This is a genomic window from Novosphingobium sp. TH158 (genome assembly GCF_002855555.1).
Lineage (GTDB): Bacteria > Pseudomonadota > Alphaproteobacteria > Sphingomonadales > Sphingomonadaceae > Novosphingobium.
Map to the genome: position 1 here is coordinate 2,021,842 of NZ_PKRT01000001.1, position 17,062 is coordinate 2,038,903.

At 65.6% G+C, this 17,062-nt stretch carries 17 protein-coding genes; 5 read left to right on the forward strand and 12 right to left on the reverse strand.

The window, feature by feature from the left end:
• Window positions 1-159 precede the first annotated feature (159 nt).
• The 3 genes from C0V78_RS09960 (at window position 160) to C0V78_RS09970 (ending at window position 3,899) form a co-directional block, all read left to right on the forward strand.
• Window positions 160-1,395, forward strand: coding sequence for a sugar transferase (locus tag C0V78_RS09960; protein WP_158241532.1), 1,236 nt, complete (start codon window positions 160-162; stop codon window positions 1,393-1,395).
• Window positions 1,396-1,418: 23 nt separating this feature from the next.
• Window positions 1,419-2,690, forward strand: coding sequence for a nucleotide sugar dehydrogenase (locus C0V78_RS09965; protein WP_101797572.1), 1,272 nt, complete (start codon window positions 1,419-1,421; stop codon window positions 2,688-2,690).
• Window positions 2,691-2,900: 210 nt separating this feature from the next.
• Window positions 2,901-3,899: a GDP-mannose 4,6-dehydratase gene (locus C0V78_RS09970; protein ID WP_101797573.1), complete on the forward strand. Its 999-nt coding sequence runs from the start codon at window positions 2,901-2,903 to the stop codon at window positions 3,897-3,899.
• A 55-nt stretch (window positions 3,900-3,954) separates the two neighbouring features.
• On the opposite strand, the gene wecC is transcribed toward C0V78_RS09970, so the two are convergent.
• The 11 genes from wecC to C0V78_RS10025 all read right to left on the reverse strand — a co-directional run bounded on the left by wecC (window position 3,955) and on the right by C0V78_RS10025 (window position 13,512).
• The gene (gene wecC / locus C0V78_RS09975; protein WP_101797574.1) at window positions 3,955-5,256 is read right to left on the reverse strand and encodes a UDP-N-acetyl-D-mannosamine dehydrogenase; all 1,302 of its coding nucleotides are present in this window, start codon (window positions 5,254-5,256) and stop codon (window positions 3,955-3,957) included.
• Entirely contained in the window at window positions 5,234-6,379 is a 1,146-nt protein-coding gene (wecB, locus tag C0V78_RS09980; protein WP_173843378.1) for a non-hydrolyzing UDP-N-acetylglucosamine 2-epimerase, read from the reverse strand. Before wecB ends, wecC begins: the two co-directional genes overlap by 23 nt.
• A 58-nt stretch (window positions 6,380-6,437) precedes the next feature.
• Entirely contained in the window at window positions 6,438-6,980 is a 543-nt protein-coding gene (locus C0V78_RS09985) for a hypothetical protein (protein ID WP_101797575.1), read from the reverse strand.
• A gap of 107 nt (window positions 6,981-7,087) precedes the next feature.
• A complete protein-coding gene (locus C0V78_RS09990; RefSeq protein WP_101797576.1) occupies window positions 7,088-7,606 on the reverse strand; it encodes a demethoxyubiquinone hydroxylase family protein in 519 nt (172 codons plus the stop codon).
• Window positions 7,603-8,061: a disulfide bond formation protein B gene (locus C0V78_RS09995; protein WP_101797577.1), complete on the reverse strand. Its 459-nt coding sequence runs from the start codon at window positions 8,059-8,061 to the stop codon at window positions 7,603-7,605. Before C0V78_RS09995 ends, C0V78_RS09990 begins: the two co-directional genes overlap by 4 nt.
• A gap of 19 nt (window positions 8,062-8,080) precedes the next feature.
• Window positions 8,081-9,421, reverse strand: coding sequence for a S41 family peptidase (locus C0V78_RS10000; protein ID WP_101797578.1), 1,341 nt, complete (start codon window positions 9,419-9,421; stop codon window positions 8,081-8,083).
• Window positions 9,422-9,527: 106 nt separating this feature from the next.
• Window positions 9,528-10,748: a murein hydrolase activator EnvC gene (locus C0V78_RS10005; RefSeq protein ID WP_101797579.1), complete on the reverse strand. Its 1,221-nt coding sequence runs from the start codon at window positions 10,746-10,748 to the stop codon at window positions 9,528-9,530.
• A gap of 10 nt (window positions 10,749-10,758) precedes the next feature.
• Complete coding sequence (locus tag C0V78_RS10010) at window positions 10,759-11,184, reverse strand: 23S rRNA (pseudouridine(1915)-N(3))-methyltransferase RlmH (RefSeq protein ID WP_101797580.1); 426 nt, start codon at window positions 11,182-11,184, stop codon at window positions 10,759-10,761.
• On the reverse strand, window positions 11,181-11,582 hold the full coding sequence (gene rsfS / locus C0V78_RS10015; protein ID WP_101797581.1) for a ribosome silencing factor: 402 nt from the start codon (window positions 11,580-11,582) through the stop codon (window positions 11,181-11,183). The genes C0V78_RS10010 and rsfS overlap by 4 nt, the downstream gene beginning before the upstream one ends.
• The gene (locus tag C0V78_RS10020) at window positions 11,579-12,265 is read right to left on the reverse strand and encodes a nicotinate-nucleotide adenylyltransferase (RefSeq protein WP_101797582.1); all 687 of its coding nucleotides are present in this window, start codon (window positions 12,263-12,265) and stop codon (window positions 11,579-11,581) included. Before C0V78_RS10020 ends, rsfS begins: the two co-directional genes overlap by 4 nt.
• Complete coding sequence (locus tag C0V78_RS10025) at window positions 12,229-13,512, reverse strand: glutamate-5-semialdehyde dehydrogenase (protein ID WP_101797583.1); 1,284 nt, start codon at window positions 13,510-13,512, stop codon at window positions 12,229-12,231. The genes C0V78_RS10020 and C0V78_RS10025 overlap by 37 nt, the downstream gene beginning before the upstream one ends.
• Window positions 13,513-13,803: 291 nt before the next feature.
• Here C0V78_RS10025 and C0V78_RS10030 point away from each other — a divergent pair, with 291 nt between their 5' ends.
• Both C0V78_RS10030 and C0V78_RS10035 read left to right on the forward strand, forming a co-directional pair.
• The gene (locus C0V78_RS10030; RefSeq protein ID WP_101798306.1) at window positions 13,804-14,889 is read left to right on the forward strand and encodes a M23 family metallopeptidase; all 1,086 of its coding nucleotides are present in this window, start codon (window positions 13,804-13,806) and stop codon (window positions 14,887-14,889) included.
• Between the two features lie 4 nt (window positions 14,890-14,893).
• On the forward strand, window positions 14,894-15,253 hold the full coding sequence (locus C0V78_RS10035; protein ID WP_101797584.1) for a polymer-forming cytoskeletal protein: 360 nt from the start codon (window positions 14,894-14,896) through the stop codon (window positions 15,251-15,253).
• A 21-nt stretch (window positions 15,254-15,274) separates the two neighbouring features.
• Here the strand turns inward: C0V78_RS10035 and C0V78_RS10040 are convergent, their stop codons facing one another.
• Entirely contained in the window at window positions 15,275-16,960 is a 1,686-nt protein-coding gene (locus tag C0V78_RS10040) for a long-chain fatty acid--CoA ligase (RefSeq protein WP_101797585.1), read from the reverse strand.
• Between the last annotated feature and the right edge of the window lie 102 nt (window positions 16,961-17,062).

Consider the following 17,062-nt stretch of genomic DNA (forward strand, 5'->3'; position numbering starts at 1 on the left):
GTCCCGATAGGTCCAAAACGAAGCGAACCGGTTGCAGACAGGCCGCTTTCGCCCCTATAGCGCCGCGGCGGAGCATGAAGCAGCAAGGCGGGACGAGACAGGCGAATGAACGTCGTAAGCAGACGGTTTCAGAGGCGGAGCTTGTGGTTGCACCCGCTGGTGCAGCTCCTCGTCGCCAGCCTGCTTTGCGTCATCCTGCCCTGGCTGATCCAGACCTGGTCCTTGCCCGTCGCCAGGAATAAACCCGAAGCGGATCATTCCGCCCTCACCTCGCTGGCTGCGCTATTCGGTGGTTTCTGGCTTCACCGTTCGGTCGCCAGCCTGCCGGGAACCCGCGAAAGCTCTGGCATCCTGCCCGGTTTTCTCGCTTCGTACGGGCTGGCGCTCACCATCATCCTGCTGTTCCGAATAGACTATTCGCGCGCATTGCTGGTTGTCGGCTTTGTCATGTCGGTGGCCTGGTTCTTCCTCATCTACGCAGTGACCCAGCGCAAGACGCAGCTGGTTCTCGGCGTGGTCGGCGGCGGTCGGACGGGCCTTTTCGATGATATGAGCGGCGTGGAAGTGGTGCCGCTCGATGGCGGCCCGCTCCCGGAAGAGGTCGATGCGGTCACGGCCGATTTCCGCCATGACCATTCGGACGAATGGGAAGCGCGGCTGGCGGACTACACGCTGGCGGGAATCCCGGTCTACCATTCGAAGGACCTCTACGAATCGCTGACCGGCCGCGCCGATCTTGAACATCTTTCCGAAAACACCTTCGGCGCGCTTGGCCCGATGGCCAGCCTGCTCGAATTCAAGATGATCCTCGACCGGCTGGTTGCCCTTCCGTTCGCCATTGTCTTGCTGCCGCTTTTCGCGGTGACCGCCGTGGCCATCAAGCTGGACAGCCCAGGCCCGGTGTTCTTCCGCCAGCGCCGCATGGGCTATCGCGGGCAGGAATTCACCGTCATCAAGTTCCGCACCATGCGGGAAGACCGCAAGCATCCGCGGACGGAATCGGCCAATCCGGGGGTGGAGCAGTTCATCACCAGGGAAAACGACCGGCGTATTACCCGCCTGGGCCGTTTTTTGCGCCGGACCCGGATCGATGAACTGCCGCAGGTGTTCAACGTGCTGGCCGGGCAGATGAGCTGGATCGGCCCGCGACCGGAAGCCTCGCAATTGTCGGAATGGTACCAGGCGGAAATCCCGTTCTATCGCTATCGCCATGTGGTTCGCCCCGGCATTACCGGCTGGGCGCAGGTGAACCAGGGGCACGTGGCGGAGATCGACGACATCCGCACGAAGCTGCAGTACGACTTCTACTACATCCGCAACTTCTCGCTCTGGCTCGATATCCTGATCGTGGTGAAGACCATTCGGACGGTGTTTACCGGTTTCGGCCATAAGTGACCGCGAAAGCACAAGGAATATTCATGGCATCCCCCTCTCCGCGCGTCACCGTGATCGGCCTCGGCTATGTCGGCCTGCCGCTCGCCGTGGCGCTGGCCAAGCAATTCGACACGACCGGGCTCGACATCGACACCCGCCGCATCGACGAGCTGAAGAGCGGCCACGATCGCACCGGCGAGATCGAACGCGAGCGGCTGGAAGCAAGCAGCCTTGCGCTGACCGCAGAGCCTTCGTCCTGCCCGCCCTCCGACTTCTACATCGTTACCGTGCCGACCCCGATTGACAGCGCCAACCGGCCGGACCTGACCCTGGTCGAAAAGGCCAGCCGCACCGTTGCGGCCATGCTGCCTGCCGCCGTCGCGGAAGGGCGAGTGCCGGTGGTGGTCTATGAATCGACGGTCTATCCGGGCGTCACCGAAGACCTTTGCGCCCCGATCCTCGAGGAGGTCTCGGGGCTGGTCTGCGGCAAGGACTTCTTCCTTGGCTACAGCCCCGAGCGGATCAACCCGGGCGACCGGGAACACACGATCGACAAGATCACCAAGGTCGTCTCGGGCCAGACCCCCGAAGTGCTCGACCGCGTGGCGAACCTCTATAACGCCATCACCTCTGGCGGGGTGTTCCGCGCGAAATCGATCAAGGCCGCAGAGGCCGCCAAGGTCATCGAGAACGCCCAGCGCGACATCAACATCGCCTTCATGAACGAGATCGCGCAGATCTTTGGCGCGATAAACCTCTCGGTCTGGGACGTGCTCGAAGCGGCGCGGACCAAGTGGAACTTCCTGCCGTTCTCGCCCGGTCTTGTCGGCGGTCACTGCATCGGCGTCGATCCCTACTACCTCTCGCACCGGGCAGAAGAGCTGGGCCTCGATCCGCAAGTGATCCTTGCAGGTCGCGGAGTGAACGATGGCATGGCGGCCTGGGTTGCGGGCAAGTTGCATGAAATGCGCGGCAAGCAGGCCGGCTCGGTGCTGGTGCTTGGCCTGACCTTCAAGGAAGACGTGCCGGACCTGCGCAACAGCAAGGTGGCAGACCTGATTTCGGCACTGAAGGCCCTGGGCCACACGGTCACCGTTCACGATCCTCACGCCGATCCGGAAGAGGCGGCGCACGAATACGAGCTGACCCTGCAAGGGGGCGAGCCTGCGGGTGCGCATGACCTCGTGCTCCTCGCCGTCCCGCACCGCGAGTACCTGGCCCTGGGCGAGGGAACTCTGCGCGCGCTTGTCGCGCCCGGCGGCACGCTGGCCGACCTCAAGGGCGCGCTTGGCGGCGCGGCGGACTGGACGCTTTGATTTTCTGGTTCGCGCGGAGATCGCAGAGGAGCAGAGAGGCGCAGAGATGGGGTGAGCGCCGCAGGCACTACTTTCCAACCCCGGCGCAGCGAGAAGGCTAGCGAATGAATGGAGGGCGGCTTTGCCGCAAACGCGACACCTCTGCGTCTCCATTTTCTTCTCTGCGATCTCTGCGTGAACCGTTCCACCGAATGCAGTAAGGCTGACCTAATGAAGATCCTCGTTACCGGCGCCGCCGGATTCATCGGTTTCTCCCTCTCGCGCGTGCTGCTGGCGCGCGGCGACGAGGTGATCGGGGTCGACTGCGTCAACGACTATTACGACGTCAGCCTGAAGGAAGCCCGCCTGGCCCAGCTGCGCGAGCTCGGCGGCAGCCGCTTCACCTTCGTGCGGCAGGATTTCGCCGATTACGAAGGGCTTGTCGCCGCGCTGGAGCCCTACCGGTTCGATCGCGTCGTCCACCTGGGCGCGCAGGCCGGGGTGCGCTATTCGATAACCCACCCGCACGCCTATCTCCATGCCAACCTTGCCGGGCATCTCAACCTGCTCGAAATCTCGCGCCACCGCGGGGTGGAGAACATGGTCTATGCCAGTTCGTCCTCGGTCTATGGCGGCAACACCAAGCTGCCCTTCTCCGTCGATGACCGGGTGGACCAGCCGATCAGCCTCTATGCCGCCACCAAGAAGGCGGACGAGCTGATGAGCGAGACCTACGCCCACCTTTACCGCCTGCCGCTTACCGGCCTGCGGTTCTTCACGGTCTATGGTCCGTGGGGCCGGCCGGACATGATGATGTGGCTGTTCACCAAGGCGATCCTTGCGGGCCAGCCGATCCCCGTATTCAACCACGGCGACATGTGGCGCGACTTTACCTATGTCGACGACATCATCGCCGGCGTGGTCGCCTGCCTCGACAATCCCGCGCCCGACGACGGTGCGGTGAAGGCCGGAGGCAGTACCAAGCCCCACCGGCTCTACAACATCGGCAATCACAAGAGCGAACACCTGATGCGGGTGATCGAGATTCTGGAAGAGCAGCTGGGCCGCAAGGCCGAGATCGATTTTCAGCCGATGCAGGCCGGTGACGTGCGGCAGAGCTTCGCCGATATCGACGCGATTTCAGGCGATCTGGGTTACAAGCCGACCACGAGCATCGATGTGGGCGTGCCGAAGTTCGTCGCCTGGTACAAGGAATACCACGGGCTCTGACAGCAAACGGCGGGATGGCGGGGAACCGGATGGCCCCCGCCTTTCGCCAAAAGGCTCAGCTTGCCAGCCGCAGCCCTGCTACCGGAGTTTCTCCAGCCTTGGGCTGGTCCGGCCAGATGCCGCGCGTGTCGTAAACCACCTTGCCTGCGCGCTCGGCCAGCGGAACGACGCGGAAGACGTCGTGGTCGACCAGCACGATCATCAGGTCGCAATCCTCCAGCGCCGTGTCGATGTCGATCAGAGCAGCGCCAGTTCCCTCGAATTCACGTGGTAATTCAGCGGCATAGGGCTCAACGACCGAAATCCGGCTGCCGAAACGGCGGGCCAGCGTCGCTGCAACAAGGCGTGCCGGGCTTTCGCGGAAGTCGTCGATATTGGCCTTGAAGGCGAGGCCAAGGCAGGCCACCCGGGCCTGCGGATTGGCCTGAACCAGCGCGTCCGCCTTGGCGATCACGTGGTGGATCTTGCAATCGTTCACCCCGCGCGCCGTGCGGATCAGCGGGCTTTCCTCCGGTGCCGAGTGGACGATGAACCAGGGATCGACCGCGATGCAGTGGCCACCGACGCCGGGGCCGGGCTGCAGGATGTTGACGCGAGGATGGCGATTGGCCAGCCGGATCACTTCCCAGACATCAAGGCCGAGCTTGTCCGAGATGATCGACAGCTCGTTGGCGAAGGCGATGTTGACGTCGCGATAGGCGTTCTCGACCAGCTTGGTCATCTCGGCCGAGCGGCTGTCGGTGGTGACGCAGGTGCCGCGCACGAACAGCTTGTAGAAGGCCAGTGCCTTGCGCGCGCAGCGCGGCGTGATGCCGCCGATGGAGCGGTCGTTGTTGGTCAGTTCCTCAAGGATCTTGCCGGGCAGAACGCGCTCCGGACAATAGGCGATCGACACGTCGGGCGTTTCGCTGGTGAGGCCCGGAAACTTCAGGTCGGGCCGCTCGGCGGCGAGCAGGTCGCGCAGCTGTTCGGTGGTGCCGACCGGCGAGGTCGATTCGAGGATCACCACGTCGCCTGCCTTCAGCGCCGGGGCGACCGAGCGACCCGCATTCAGCACATAGGTCAGGTCGGGCGCATGCGCCTTGTCGAAGGGTGTCGGCACGGCAATGATGAACACGTCCGCCGGCTTAACCGTGGTCGAAGCAGTCAGCAGCCCGCGCGAGACCACGCCATGCACCAGGCCATCGAGATCGACTTCCTCGATATGGATCTCGCCCCGGTTGATCGTCTCGACGACCTTTTCCGAAACGTCCACGCCATTCACCCGGCATCCGGCCCGGGCCACGATGGCAGCGGTGGGAAGGCCGATATACCCCAGGCCTACGACACAGACGTCAGGCTTCTTGTCCGATTTCATTCGCGAGCAGCTCCACGATCTGGCGCGCGGAGGTGCCATCCCCGAATGGGTTGTGCGCCCGCGCCATGCTTTCGTAGGCGGCCTTATCGTCGAGCAAGGTGAAGATTTCGGTAACGATACGAGTGACATCGGTGCCAACAAGCCGGGCGGTGCCCGCCGCAACGCCCTCGGGCCGCTCGGTCGTCTCGCGCATGACGAGCACCGGCTTGCCAAGCGCGGGCGCCTCTTCCTGGACGCCGCCCGAATCGGTCAGCATGATCTCGGCGATGCCCAGCAGGCGGGCAAAGTGCGGGTAATCGAGCGGTTCGAGCAGGGCGACATTGTCCAGCCCTGCCAGCGCCGTATTCATGACCTTGCGCACGTTGGGGTTGAGATGGACGGGGAAGACGACGGCGACATCCGGGCGCGCGGCGAGGCGGCGGATGGCCTCGGCAATGTTTTCCATCCCGTCGCCGAAGTTTTCGCGGCGATGGCTGGTCACGCCAATGATGCGCTTTCCGGCAAATCGCGCCTCGACCACAGCGAGGCCCGAGGCCATGTCCGGATTCTCGGCGATGCGCGCGCTGACCCAGTGCAGCGCATCGATCACCGTGTTGCCGGTAACGTGTACCCGCGCCGGATCGACGTTCTCTCGCAGCAGTGCTTCACGTGAAACATCGGTCGGCGCGAAATGGAGCGAGGCCATCGAACCGATGATCTTGCGATTCACCTCTTCCGGCCAGGGGTGGTAGATGTTGCCCGAACGCAGCCCCGCCTCGACATGATCGACCGGTATCTTGCGGTAGTATGCGGCCAGCGCCCCGCACATGGCGGTGGCGGTATCGCCCTGCACCATCACCCGGTCGGGCTTTTCCGCGTCCATCACCCGGCCGAGACCGGTGAGCAGGACGGCGGTAAGGGCATCAAGGCTCTGGTCCGGCTTCATCACGTCCAGATCGTGGTCCGGCACGATGCCGGCGATCTCCAGCACCTGGTCGAGCATGCCGCGGTGCTGCGCAGAGACGCAGACCCGGCAATCGAACCGGGCGTCGGCCTTCAGCGCTGCGACAACGGGGAACAGCTTGATCGCCTCCGGGCGGGTACCGAAGACGACAAGGACTTTCAGGGGGTGCGACACGCTCATGGGCGTGCCTTAACCCGCCGGAGGTTAAGGTTAAATCACCGGTACACCCCGGCAAGGCTTACTTGGGCGGAGCGGCGGGGGCCTGCTTGGCAGCTTCGGCGGCTTCCGCCTCGGCGCGCTGCTTGGCCTCGATTTCCTTCTCCAGCGCCTCGACCCGCGCCTGGGTGGCAGCGGCATCGGCATCGATCGTCGCGGTGCGCTTGGCGCGCTCTTCCTCGATGATCTTGGCGAAGCTCATGTCTTCGCCCTGCTTCTCCGCATAGGCCTGGTCGATCAGGCGCTGCGAGCAACCGGTCCAGCCGCCGGCACCCGTGGGCGTGCACGACATCGTGCCGGTCTTGCCGACGCGCTCATAGGCCAGAACCCGGCTGTTCCACGATTCGCTGGTGGCAGAAGGGGTTTCGCGCAGGCCCTTGGGGATGCGGAAGCGCTCCTTTTCCTCCTTGCGGGCGCAGATCGTGATTTCGTCGCCAACCGGCTTGGGGCATTCGTCATCACCATAGACGATGACGGCGTTGACCTTTTCGTTCGGATTATCCTGCGCGAGCGCCGGGACGGAGCCAGCCAGAACGGCAAGCGAAAGGGCGATAGTCAGGCGCATCGGCGAACTCCTTGGCACGTCACGGCCCGATATAGGGGCCATCGGGCTTTAACGGTAGATGAAGCTTGCCGCGAGGCGAAGCTTTGTCCCGAGTCAATTCCGGCCGGTCAAATGCGTTCGGAAAGACGGATCGCCATGCGGCACCCCAGCCGGATCGCGCCGGACAGCAGCGGATAGGCAGGCGCCCGTTCGGCCCCGGCGGCAAGGGCGGCATCGCGATGTTCCCGCTCGTCGTCGCGGAATTCCTCGACCATGGCGGCCAGCTCGGGGTCGGAGCCGTCGGCCAGTTCGTCGAGTTGCTGGGTATAGTGCCGGTCGATCTCTTCCTCGATCGCGGCGGTGCAGGCCATGGCCGCTTCGGGCCCGATCAGCGCCGTCGCCGCACCCAGGGCATAGCCAGCCACCGACCATAGCGGCTGCAGCGCCGTGGGCCGCACCCCGCGCTCTGCCACCAGCCGGTCAAAACGGGCGCGGTGATCGGCCTCCTGCGCGGCCATGGCGGCAATCTCCGAGGCGTGCGGGCCGCGATCGCCCATCACCGCCAGCTGCCCGGCATAAATCCGGGTCGCGCCGTATTCTCCGGCCTGGTCGACGCGCAGCATCCGGTCGGAGCGGGCGCGGCTCATGCCTTGCGCCCCAGCAGGGCGAAGACCGCGAGGGCACCTGCGGTCGAGATAAGGAAATTGTAGCCCGCAAGCGAGATGCCGAACAGCGACCACTGCACCTCGTCACAGCGCGTGACCGGTGCGGCAAGGATCGCGGCCAGCGGATCGTCACCCTTTTCAACCAGCGAGGCGCAGCGGGTGAACCCTTCCCACCAGCCATATTCGACCCCGGCGTGGAATGCGCCGATCAGGCCCGATGCAAGCACCGCCAGCGCGGCCAGAGCGACAGGCAAGCGCGCACCCTTCACGGCGAAGCCCAGTAGCGCGAGGGGAATCGCGGCAAAATGCGGATAGCGCTGCCACCAGCACATCTCGCACGGATAAAGCCCGAAGCCGTATTGCGAGACATAGGCCCCGCCAAGCAAGGCTGCAGGAACCAGCAGGGCGAGCCAGCGGGCCTTTTCCAGGTTGGTCATGTCAAGCCCCCTGCCCGCCTTACTTCGCCCTGGCCAGCAGGGCACCGCCAGTGCGCTTCAGCGTGGCGATGGCATAGTGCAGCTGGAAGTCGGTAATGCCCTTGGCCTTGAGGCCTTCCGGCGTTTCCTTGAAGCGCGGGTCTTCCGCCTTGTCGGTTTCCAGCTTCTTGTCGTCCATCGAGATCTCGTTGATCAGGTGGCCGCGCAGGTCGCTCTCGCGCATCTGGAACTTGGCGCGCTTGGCGGCATCGGGATCGGAAAGCTGCGGCACGCGGATATCAGGCTCGATCCCGCCTTCCTGCACCGACTTGCCCGACGGGGTGAAATAGCGCGCCGTCGTCAGCTTAACGGCATGGGTGCGGTCAAGCCGGATCATCGATTGCACCGAGCCCTTGCCGAACGAGCGATCGCCCATGATCAGCGCACGCTTGTGATCCTGCAGGGCACCGGCAACGATTTCCGAGGCGGACGCCGAACCCGCATCGATCAGGACGATTACCGGCAGGCCGGCAGCAACATCGCCGCGGAACATGGATTCAGCCCGGTAATATTCGTTCTCGGAGGCAATCCGCCCGCGCTGCGAAACGATATCGCCCTTGGTCAGGAACAGGTCGGAAAGCGCCACCGCCTCGTCCAGCGAGCCGCCCGGGTTCTGGCGCAGGTCCAGGACCACGCCGGTCATCTTGCCGCCGCTTTCCTTACGCATCGCTTCGATCGAATCGGCGACATAGCGGCCGACATCACGACTGAATTCGTTGACCGTAACCACGCCGATCCCGTCGGTCAGCTTGTGCGTCACCGGCTCGAGCGTGATCACCCCGCGCGTCACGGTGATGTCGAAGGGCTCGTCGCGGCCCGGACGCACGATGGTCAGGCGGATCTTGGTTCCGGCCTCGCCGCGCATCTGCGCCACGGCATCGTCAAGCGGCAGGCCGTAGATCAGCTTGCCATCGAGGTGCGTGATATAGTCCCCTGCCTTGACGCCGACCGCCGCCGCCGGGCTGCCGCGCATCGGCGAAATGACCTTCACCGTTTCCTGTTCCGACTGCACCGAGAGGCCAAGTCCCGAATAGGACCCGTCGATCATGGTATCGAGCCGCGTCAGGCTGGCGCCTTCGAGATATTCCGAATGCGGATCGAGGCTGGCAAGCATCCCGTCGATCGCGCCCTTGATGAGCTTTTCGTCATCGGTCTGGTCAACGTAATTGGCCTTCACCAGCTGGTAGATGGTGTAAAGCTTGCCGAATTCCGGGCCCGAACGGCCATCCACCGCGGCCAGCCCGGCAGTGGCCGCCGGGAGTATCGAAACTGCGCCCAGCAGCAGCGAGGCGCGCAGGAAGGAACTCAGTTTCGTCGCCATGATCGGCCTTTCGGGTATCTCTTGCCGCTTATCTATAACCCGCGGCTGCTTAACGCCAGATGGCGCGTGATTGCCGGCATGCAAGGCCGGATCGACCAAGCGCGGTCTACAGCCGCGCATAGTCGAGCGGATTGACCGGCTTGCCATCGCGCCGCAGCTCAAGGCTGACCACGGGCCGCCCCGGCCCGGCGATGCCGAGCGGCGATCCGCCGACGACCGACTGGCCCACTGCAACGTCCACCTGGGCAAGCCCGGTAATAAGGCTGGTCCAGCCATTGCCGTGATCGACGATGATGATCGAGCCATAGCCGCGATAGGGCCCGGCGAAGGCGATCCGCCCCCCGGCGGGCGCGACGGCCTGCGCCCCTGCACGGGTGGCAAGCGCAATCCCCTGCGAGCGGGGCGTTCCCGGCACCGAAGCGCCGAAACCGGCAATCAGGCGACCCTGAACCGGCATGACGAAGCCGGGTGCACCCGTGGCCGCGGCGGTCGGCTGAACGCGTTCTGCGACAGCGAACTGGGCCGCCTGCGGGTTGGCTGGCCGCATGACCGGGCCGGGCAATTGCGCCAGTTGCTGGCGCAGGGCCCCCGCTTCGCCCAGGCGCGCGGTGAGGCTGTCGAGATCGCGGGCCTCCTCGGCGAGGGCCAGCGCGCGTTCCGCCTCGCGGTCGGCCGAGCCGCTGGTCTGCCGCATATCGAGCCGCTGGCGCGTTTCCAGCCCCGCCAGCACCTGCCGGCGACGGCCGAGTTCGGCCTGTTCCTGCTTGAGCGAGGCAACGGCTGCCTCTGCCTTGTCGCGCAGCGCCTTGCCGCGATCGATCTCGCTGCGCAGGGCGGCGGTGCGCTGTTGCACCTGCGGCAGCATGGTATCGAGCATGGCGCGCATATGGACCGTATCGCGCAGCGAGCCGGGCCGCAGCAGCGATAGCGCCAGCGGCCGGCGCGACAGGCGCTGGAGGGCGGCAGTCAGCCGCACGACCGGCAATTGCCGCTGGGCAAGCTGCGCGCGCAGGTCTTCGCGCTGCCGGTCGATCAGGCGCATGTCCGCTTCGCGCGCGGCAATGCTGGCCTGGGCTTCCTGGATGCGCGCCGCAGCGGCAGCCGCCTCGCGCGCGGTGCGGTCCGCAGCCTGGCCGGCACGGGCCGCCTCTGCCTCAAGCGATTCGGCCCGGGCGCGGGCGGCGGCGCCTTCGCGCTGGGCCTGCAGCAGAGCCTGCCGTGCTTCGCCGGCATCGTCGTAGGTGGCAAGATCCTGTTGCTGGGCCGTCGCGGCAACGCCGATTGCCCCTAGGGCCAGCAGGGCAGCAATGACCGGAAAGGTGCGCATCGGGGCCTGCTTATCCCGAACGATGATAGGGATGGCCAGCCAAAATGCTGGTTGCACGCCATAATTGTTCGGCCAGCATCGCGCGGGCAAGCATGTGCGGCCAGGTCATCGCGCCAAAGGCGATCAGCAGGTCCGCCTGCCCGCGCGCCGCATCGCCATGACCGTCGGCCGCGCCGATCAGGAAGCGCACCTCGCGCACGCCATCGTCGCGCCAGCGGCCCAGCAGGGCGGCGAACTCCTCCGACGACAGCTGCTTTCCACGCTCGTCGAGCAGGACATCGCGCGATGGTGTTGCCGAAGGTGGCGGAATGGTGCCGCCGGTATCGGGCAGCTCGGTCACCTTGAAGGGCCAGGTAATGCGCCTGGCATAGCGATCGACCAGATCCGCCTCTGGCGAGCGGCCGATCTTGCCCCTCGCCACCACGTGCAGCTTCACGCCGCTCCCGAAGGGCCGTCCCCGAAACCCCACATCCTTTCAAGGTTGTAGAAGGTGCGGACTTCGGGACGGAACAGGTGCACGACGACATCGCCGGCATCGACCAGCACCCAGTCCGCAGCGGGAAGGCCTTCGATTCGCACGTGGCCAAAACCGCCCTGCTTGATCCGCTCGGCCAGCTTCTGCGCCATGGAGGCGACCTGGCGGGTCGAACGGCCGCTGGCGATCACCATGTGGTCGGCAATTGCCGTCTTGCCTTCGAGCGGGATCGAAACGATTTCCTGCGCCTGGTCGTCATCGAGCGACTGAAGCACGAGGGCGTGCAGGGTTCCGGGTTCCGAAGGCGGAAGCGGCTGGGCAGCGCCGGAACTGGCCGGCTCTGGTTGGGACTGGTTCATTTAGGAAAAACAGGCTCCTGGAATGGGATCGGACGGTGCGTGACGGAGTCGCGCAGGCTGCGGACAGCCATGCGGTCGGCCCAGAGCGGATCGGCCATTCGGATTGCGGTGGCAGATCGCTTGTCGGGATCGAAACGCAGGATCACCAGGGTCGGAGCGCTCCATCGTGTCCGGTCGCGAAGGCTGGACAAAGGCTGCCGGAACCGCCTTAGCCAGGCCATGGCGGGGCTCGCCATTGCACGGGCATCATAGCCGGGACGGGCGATTACGGCAATCGGCACCTTGGCGGCTATTTTGCGCCAGTCCCGCCACCGGTGGAACTGGGCCAGATTATCGCTTCCCATCAGCCAGATAAACTGCCGCCGGGGCCAACGGCGCTGGATCGCTGCAAGCGTATCGACCGTATAACGCGTGCCGAATTCGCGTTCCATGGCCGAAGCCCGGATCGGTGCCCGCCGGGCCTGCAGCCGGGCCGAAGCGAAGCGGGCGGCCAGCGGGGCCATCCCGGCCACGGGCTTGAGCGGGTTTCCCGGGGAAACCAGCCACCAGGCCTCGTCCAGGGCAAGGGCATCCACGGCAAAGCGGGTAATGCGCCGGTGCCCGCCATGCGCGGGGTTGAAGCTGCCGCCAAGAAGGCCGGTGCGGATCAGGGTCGCACCTGCCCGGTGCCGCGAACCTGCCACTTGTAAGTCGTCAGTCCTTCCAACGCGACCGGCCCGCGGGCGTGGAGCCGCCCCGTGGCGATGCCGATCTCGGCACCCAGGCCGAATTCGCCGCCATCGGCGAATTGGGTGCTGGCATTGACCATGACGATTGCCGAATCGACTTCGTTGAGGAAGCGCTCTGCCGCATCGGCATCGGCGGTAACGATGGCATCGGTGTGGTGCGAGGAATGGGCCTCGATATGGGCCAGCGCGGCATCGATGCCGTCCACCACGGCGACCGAGAGAATCGCGTCGAGATATTCGCAATCCCAGTCGTTGGCACTGGCCGGCACGATTCGCGGATCGAGCGCGCGGGCGCGGGCATCGCCTCGCAACTCGCAGCCTGCATCGAGCAGCGTGCCGACCACGTCCACCGCTGCGGGGAATTGCGCGTCGATCAGCAGGGTCTCCATGGCCCCGCAGATGCCCGTGCGCCGCATCTTGGCATTGAGCGCAATGGTGCGGGCCATGCCCGGGTCGGCGGCGGCGTGGATATAGGTGTGGCAGATGCCGTCGAGGTGGGCGAGCACCGGCACGCGGGCATCCTGCTGGACGCGGGCGACCAGGCTCTTGCCGCCGCGCGGCACGATCATGTCGATCAGCCCGGCGGCGGTGAGCATGGCCCCAACCACGGCGCGGTCCTGTGTCGGCACCAGCTGCACCGCTTCGGCCGGCGCACCCGCGCTGGCAAGGCCCCTGGCGAGAGCGGCATGGATCGCCCGGTTGGAATGTACCGCCTCGCTGCCGCCGCGCAGCAGCACGGCATTGCCCGAACGCAGGCAAAGAGCCGCTGCATCGGCTGTAACGTTGGGACGGCTTTCGTAAATGATGCCGATCAGGCCGATGGGCACGCGCACCCGGCTGAGCACCAGTCCGTTGGGACGCACCGACCTGGAGATTTCCTCGCCGACAGGATCGGGAAGGCCCGCCACCTGATCGACCGCATCGGCGATCCCGGCCAGTCGAGCCGGATCGAGACGAAGGCGATCGAGCATTGCGCCGGTCAGTCCGCGTGCTTCGCCTGCGGCAACGTCCTGCGCGTTGGCGGCAAGGATTTCCGCCTCGGCAGAACGCAATGCGGCAGCGGCAGCCCGCAGGGCCGCAGCTTTTTCGGCGTCGCTCAGTCGCGCAAGCGCGCGCTGGGCCTGCCGGCCGGCGCGGGCAAGGCGCTCGACCAGTGCTTCGGGGCTTTCATCCGTTGCGGAATCGTGGGGCAATGTGGCCATGATGCAGCTGCGCCTAACATCGCAACGCCGCCTTGTCAGCCGCAACGGCGCGTGAGCCGCTGCGATAGGCATTTACCCGTAACTGAAACCAGCTAGGCCGAGAGTCCGTTCATCGCACGACTCCACCGATTCAGCGTGACTCTGCCGCCCGCGATTCGCATGTCCGCCAAGTGCTTGCTAACCGCGCGCCACCCGAAGTGGGCAATTTAGGGACGGGTCGTTTTGCAGCACAAGGCCGAGGGGGCGTTTTCGCAACGCCTGCGTGGCTGGTTCCCCGATCGCGAATTTTTCATGCGATCGCAGGGCCAGGTGCGCTTCATCAAGGTATCTTCGCGCGTCCAGATCTGGGCGGCCGCACTGGTCGCTGTCCTGCTGGCGACCTGGCTGGTCTCGCTCGCCGCGATGACGGTCAATTCCTATCTCGCGAATCGCGACCGACTCGCCCTGCTTGAGCGTGAAGCCAAGGTCACCACCGCAGAAACGCGCGTTTCGGCCTACAAGGACGATATCAAGGGCGTTTCGGAAGAGCTCAAGAAGCGGCAGGATGCCATCGAGAAGATGGTCGGATCGCTGCCGCAGGATATCATGGCGGGCGAAACCGTCTCCGATTCGAGCAGCGAAGCCGCCAAGACCATCGACAAGGTCTCACGCGCCCTGCCCGAAGCTGCCACGCTTGCCCGGATCGAAGCCCGGCAACTCGCGTTCGTCGAAGGGCTTACCCGCCTTGCCGACCGGCGCGCCCGCGATGCCGAAGCGCAGATTCGCCAGCTTGGTCTCGATCCCGGCTACCTGCTCGCCTCGATCGACGACAAGAGCGCCATGGGCGGCCCCTTCATCGCCTTTTCCTCGTCAACCGACGCCGCGCTCGACCAGCGCTTCCAGCGCCTTGCCGTCAGCCTGGCGCGGATGCAGGCACTGCAGCGCGGGTTGACCTCGATGCCGCAGGTCCTGCCGGCCAGCCTGGAATTCATCTCCTCGGGCTTCGGCTATCGCGCCGATCCGTTCAACGGCGGGGCCGCCTTCCACGCCGGGCTCGATTTCAAAGGCCCGGTCGGCGCGCCGATCTATGCTGCGGCCCGTGGCAAGGTCAGCTTCGTCGGACAGCGGCAGGGCTACGGCAATTGCGTCGAGATCGACCATGGCAACGGAATGATCACGCGCTATGCACACATGAGCGCATTCCGCACCACACCGGGCAAGGACGTATTGGCGGGAGAGGTGATCGGCGCTATCGGTAATACCGGTCGCTCCACCGGTCCGCACCTTCACTTCGAAGTCCGCATCAACGACCAGCCGGTCAATCCGCGCCCATTCCTGGAGGCCAGGTCCAATGTTCGCAAAGAAACCAGCGCCGCAAAGCCGGCCTCAGGGAAATAGATCAATGGGCGGTTCCACATTCTCCGTTCTCGGCGCCGATGTTTCCATCAAGGGCGACATCTCCGCCAAGGCCGACCTGCACATTGATGGCCACGTCGATGGCGATATTGCCTGCACCAGCCTGGTCCAGGGTGAAACCAGCGAAATCACCGGCGCGGTGACCGCGGAAACCGCACGGCTCGCCGGCCGCGTGCGCGGTTCGATCACGGCCGGGCAGCTGGTGATCCTCAAGACCGCGCGGATCGAAGGCGATGTGTTCTACGATGCCCTGACCATCGAGCAGGGCGCGACGGTGGAAGGCAAGTTCGCGCACCGCGAGCCGGAGCCGAAGCTGTCCATCGCCGGTGGAACCGAAGCCCTCTGACGGCCCGGCCCGGCGCAGGGTTCAGCCCAGCGCCTGTTCCCTGAGCGCCTTGCGATCCAGCTTGCCGATCATCGTTTTCGGCAGGCTTTCGCGAATCACCACGGCATCGACCCGCTCATGCTTGCCGACGCGCTGGTTGATCCAGTCGCGCAGCTCGTCCGCGCTTTCTGCCGCCTGTTCCAGCAGCGTCACGAAAGCGCGGGGGCGTTCGCCCATGAGCTCGTCCGGCAGGCCGATGACAAGCGCTTCCTTGATCGCAGGATGTTCGAGCAGCACGTGCTCGACCTGGCTGGGGAAGACCTTGAACCCGCCAACCGCGATCATGTCCTTGATCCGGTCAACCACGCGCAGGTAGCCGTCCGCCTCGAACACGGCGACGTCGCCCGTCCGCAGCCATTGTTCGCCGTCGATATCGGCAAAGGCGCTCGCCGCGGCTTCCGGGCGCTGCCAGTAGCCTTTCATGATCTGGGGCCCGATCACCGCGAGCTCGCCCGGCTCGCCGGCGGGCGCATCGCGGGTCGGGTCCTCGCGGTCGAGCAGGCGCACCCGCGTTGCGGGAAAGGGCTGGCCGATCGTGCCGGCGCGATCCTCACCCTCATAGGAGTTGGCCGTGACCACGCCGGACGATTCGGTAAGGCCATAGCCTTCGACAAGCCGCACCCCGGTCTTCGCCTCCCAGCGCTGCTTGAGCGCCAGTGGCAGCGGCGCGCCACCGGCAATGCAGACCCGCAGCGAGGCGAAGTCTGCCGGATCGAACTTCGGGTGATCGAGCAGCGCCTGGAACATGGTGGGCACGCCAGGCAGCGAAGTCGGCCTGAGGCGGCGCAGGGTGGCGAAGACCTGCTCCGCATCGAATCGCGGCAGCATGGCGATCGTCCCGCCCGTGATCACCGTACGATTGAGCACGGCGGTATTGGCGAAGACATGGAACAGCGGCAGGGCCCCGAGGATCAGGTCGTAGTCCATGTTGTGCGGGTCGATGGCATCGACCTGCCGGGCATTGGCCGTCAGGTTCTGGTGCGTCAGCATCGCGCCCTTGGGCGTGCCGGTGGTGCCACCGGTATATTGTAGCAGGGCAAGGTCATGTTCGGCATCAAGGGCCGGGAACACTGCGGAACTGTCGGCCCGCAGCAGGTCGCGCCAGTGGATCACCCCCGGCTCGGTGGGAATCGCCATGGTCTGGCCCATGCCGAACAGGCGCACCAGCAGGCCCTTGAGCGCGGGCAGCTGATCGCCCAGGCGCGAGACAACCAGTGTCTCCAGCGGCGAAGCGCGCAGCACCTCCAGCGCCGTGGGCAGCAGGGCGGGCACGTCCACGGTGACGAGCAGGCGCGTTCCCGAATCGGCAACCTGCGCCTCAAGCTCGGCAGCGGAATAGAGCGGGGAGAAGTTGACCACCGTCGCCCCGGCCAGCATCGCCCCGAAATAGGCCGGGATGTAGGACGGGACATTGGGCAGGAAGAGCCCGACGCGATCGCCCTTGGCGATACCCTGTGCCAGCAGCCCCGCGGCGAAGCGGCGCGATTCTGCGTAAAGTTCACGGTAGGACAATTTGCGCCCGAGGAAATCGACCAGGGCCGTCTTGCCCATCTTTCCGGCGGCTTCGGCGAACATGGCCGGCAGGGTCAGCGGCGGGAAATCGAGGTCCCACGCGCAAGGGTGGCAATAACGCTCGAGCCAGGGCATGGCGGGCTTGCTGACATTCATGTCAGCTAGATTGCCCTATCCACGGGGTTTGGGCAAGTCCGCCGGATGGCGGATGGCAGCGAAATCAGGGCTGTTACGCAGCCGGCCAGCCCTGCCGTAGGG

Bases quoted from the DNA above. Each gene is read 5' to 3' on its own strand.
- C0V78_RS10005 (WP_101797579.1), bottom strand. From the start codon at position 10,748: ATGCGCACCTTTCCGGTCATTGCTGCCCTGCTGGCCCTAGGGGCAATC.
- C0V78_RS09970 (WP_101797573.1), top strand. From the start codon at position 2,901: ATGAAGATCCTCGTTACCGGCGCCGCCGGATTCATCGGTTTCTCCCTC.
- wecB (WP_173843378.1), bottom strand. From the start codon at position 6,379: ATGAGCGTGTCGCACCCCCTGAAAGTCCTTGTCGTCTTCGGTACCCGC.
- C0V78_RS10040 (WP_101797585.1), bottom strand. From the start codon at position 16,960: ATGAATGTCAGCAAGCCCGCCATGCCCTGGCTCGAGCGTTATTGCCAC.
- rsfS (WP_101797581.1), bottom strand. From the start codon at position 11,582: ATGAACCAGTCCCAACCAGAGCCGGCCAGTTCCGGCGCTGCCCAGCCG.
- C0V78_RS10030 (WP_101798306.1), top strand. From the start codon at position 13,804: ATGCGATCGCAGGGCCAGGTGCGCTTCATCAAGGTATCTTCGCGCGTC.
- C0V78_RS09985 (WP_101797575.1), bottom strand. From the start codon at position 6,980: ATGCGCCTGACTATCGCCCTTTCGCTTGCCGTTCTGGCTGGCTCCGTC.
- C0V78_RS09990 (WP_101797576.1), bottom strand. From the start codon at position 7,606: ATGAGCCGCGCCCGCTCCGACCGGATGCTGCGCGTCGACCAGGCCGGA.
- C0V78_RS09995 (WP_101797577.1), bottom strand. From the start codon at position 8,061: ATGACCAACCTGGAAAAGGCCCGCTGGCTCGCCCTGCTGGTTCCTGCA.
- C0V78_RS09965 (WP_101797572.1), top strand. From the start codon at position 1,419: ATGGCATCCCCCTCTCCGCGCGTCACCGTGATCGGCCTCGGCTATGTC.
- C0V78_RS10035 (WP_101797584.1), top strand. From the start codon at position 14,894: ATGGGCGGTTCCACATTCTCCGTTCTCGGCGCCGATGTTTCCATCAAG.
- C0V78_RS10025 (WP_101797583.1), bottom strand. From the start codon at position 13,512: ATGGCCACATTGCCCCACGATTCCGCAACGGATGAAAGCCCCGAAGCA.
- C0V78_RS10000 (WP_101797578.1), bottom strand. From the start codon at position 9,421: ATGGCGACGAAACTGAGTTCCTTCCTGCGCGCCTCGCTGCTGCTGGGC.
- wecC (WP_101797574.1), bottom strand. From the start codon at position 5,256: ATGAAATCGGACAAGAAGCCTGACGTCTGTGTCGTAGGCCTGGGGTAT.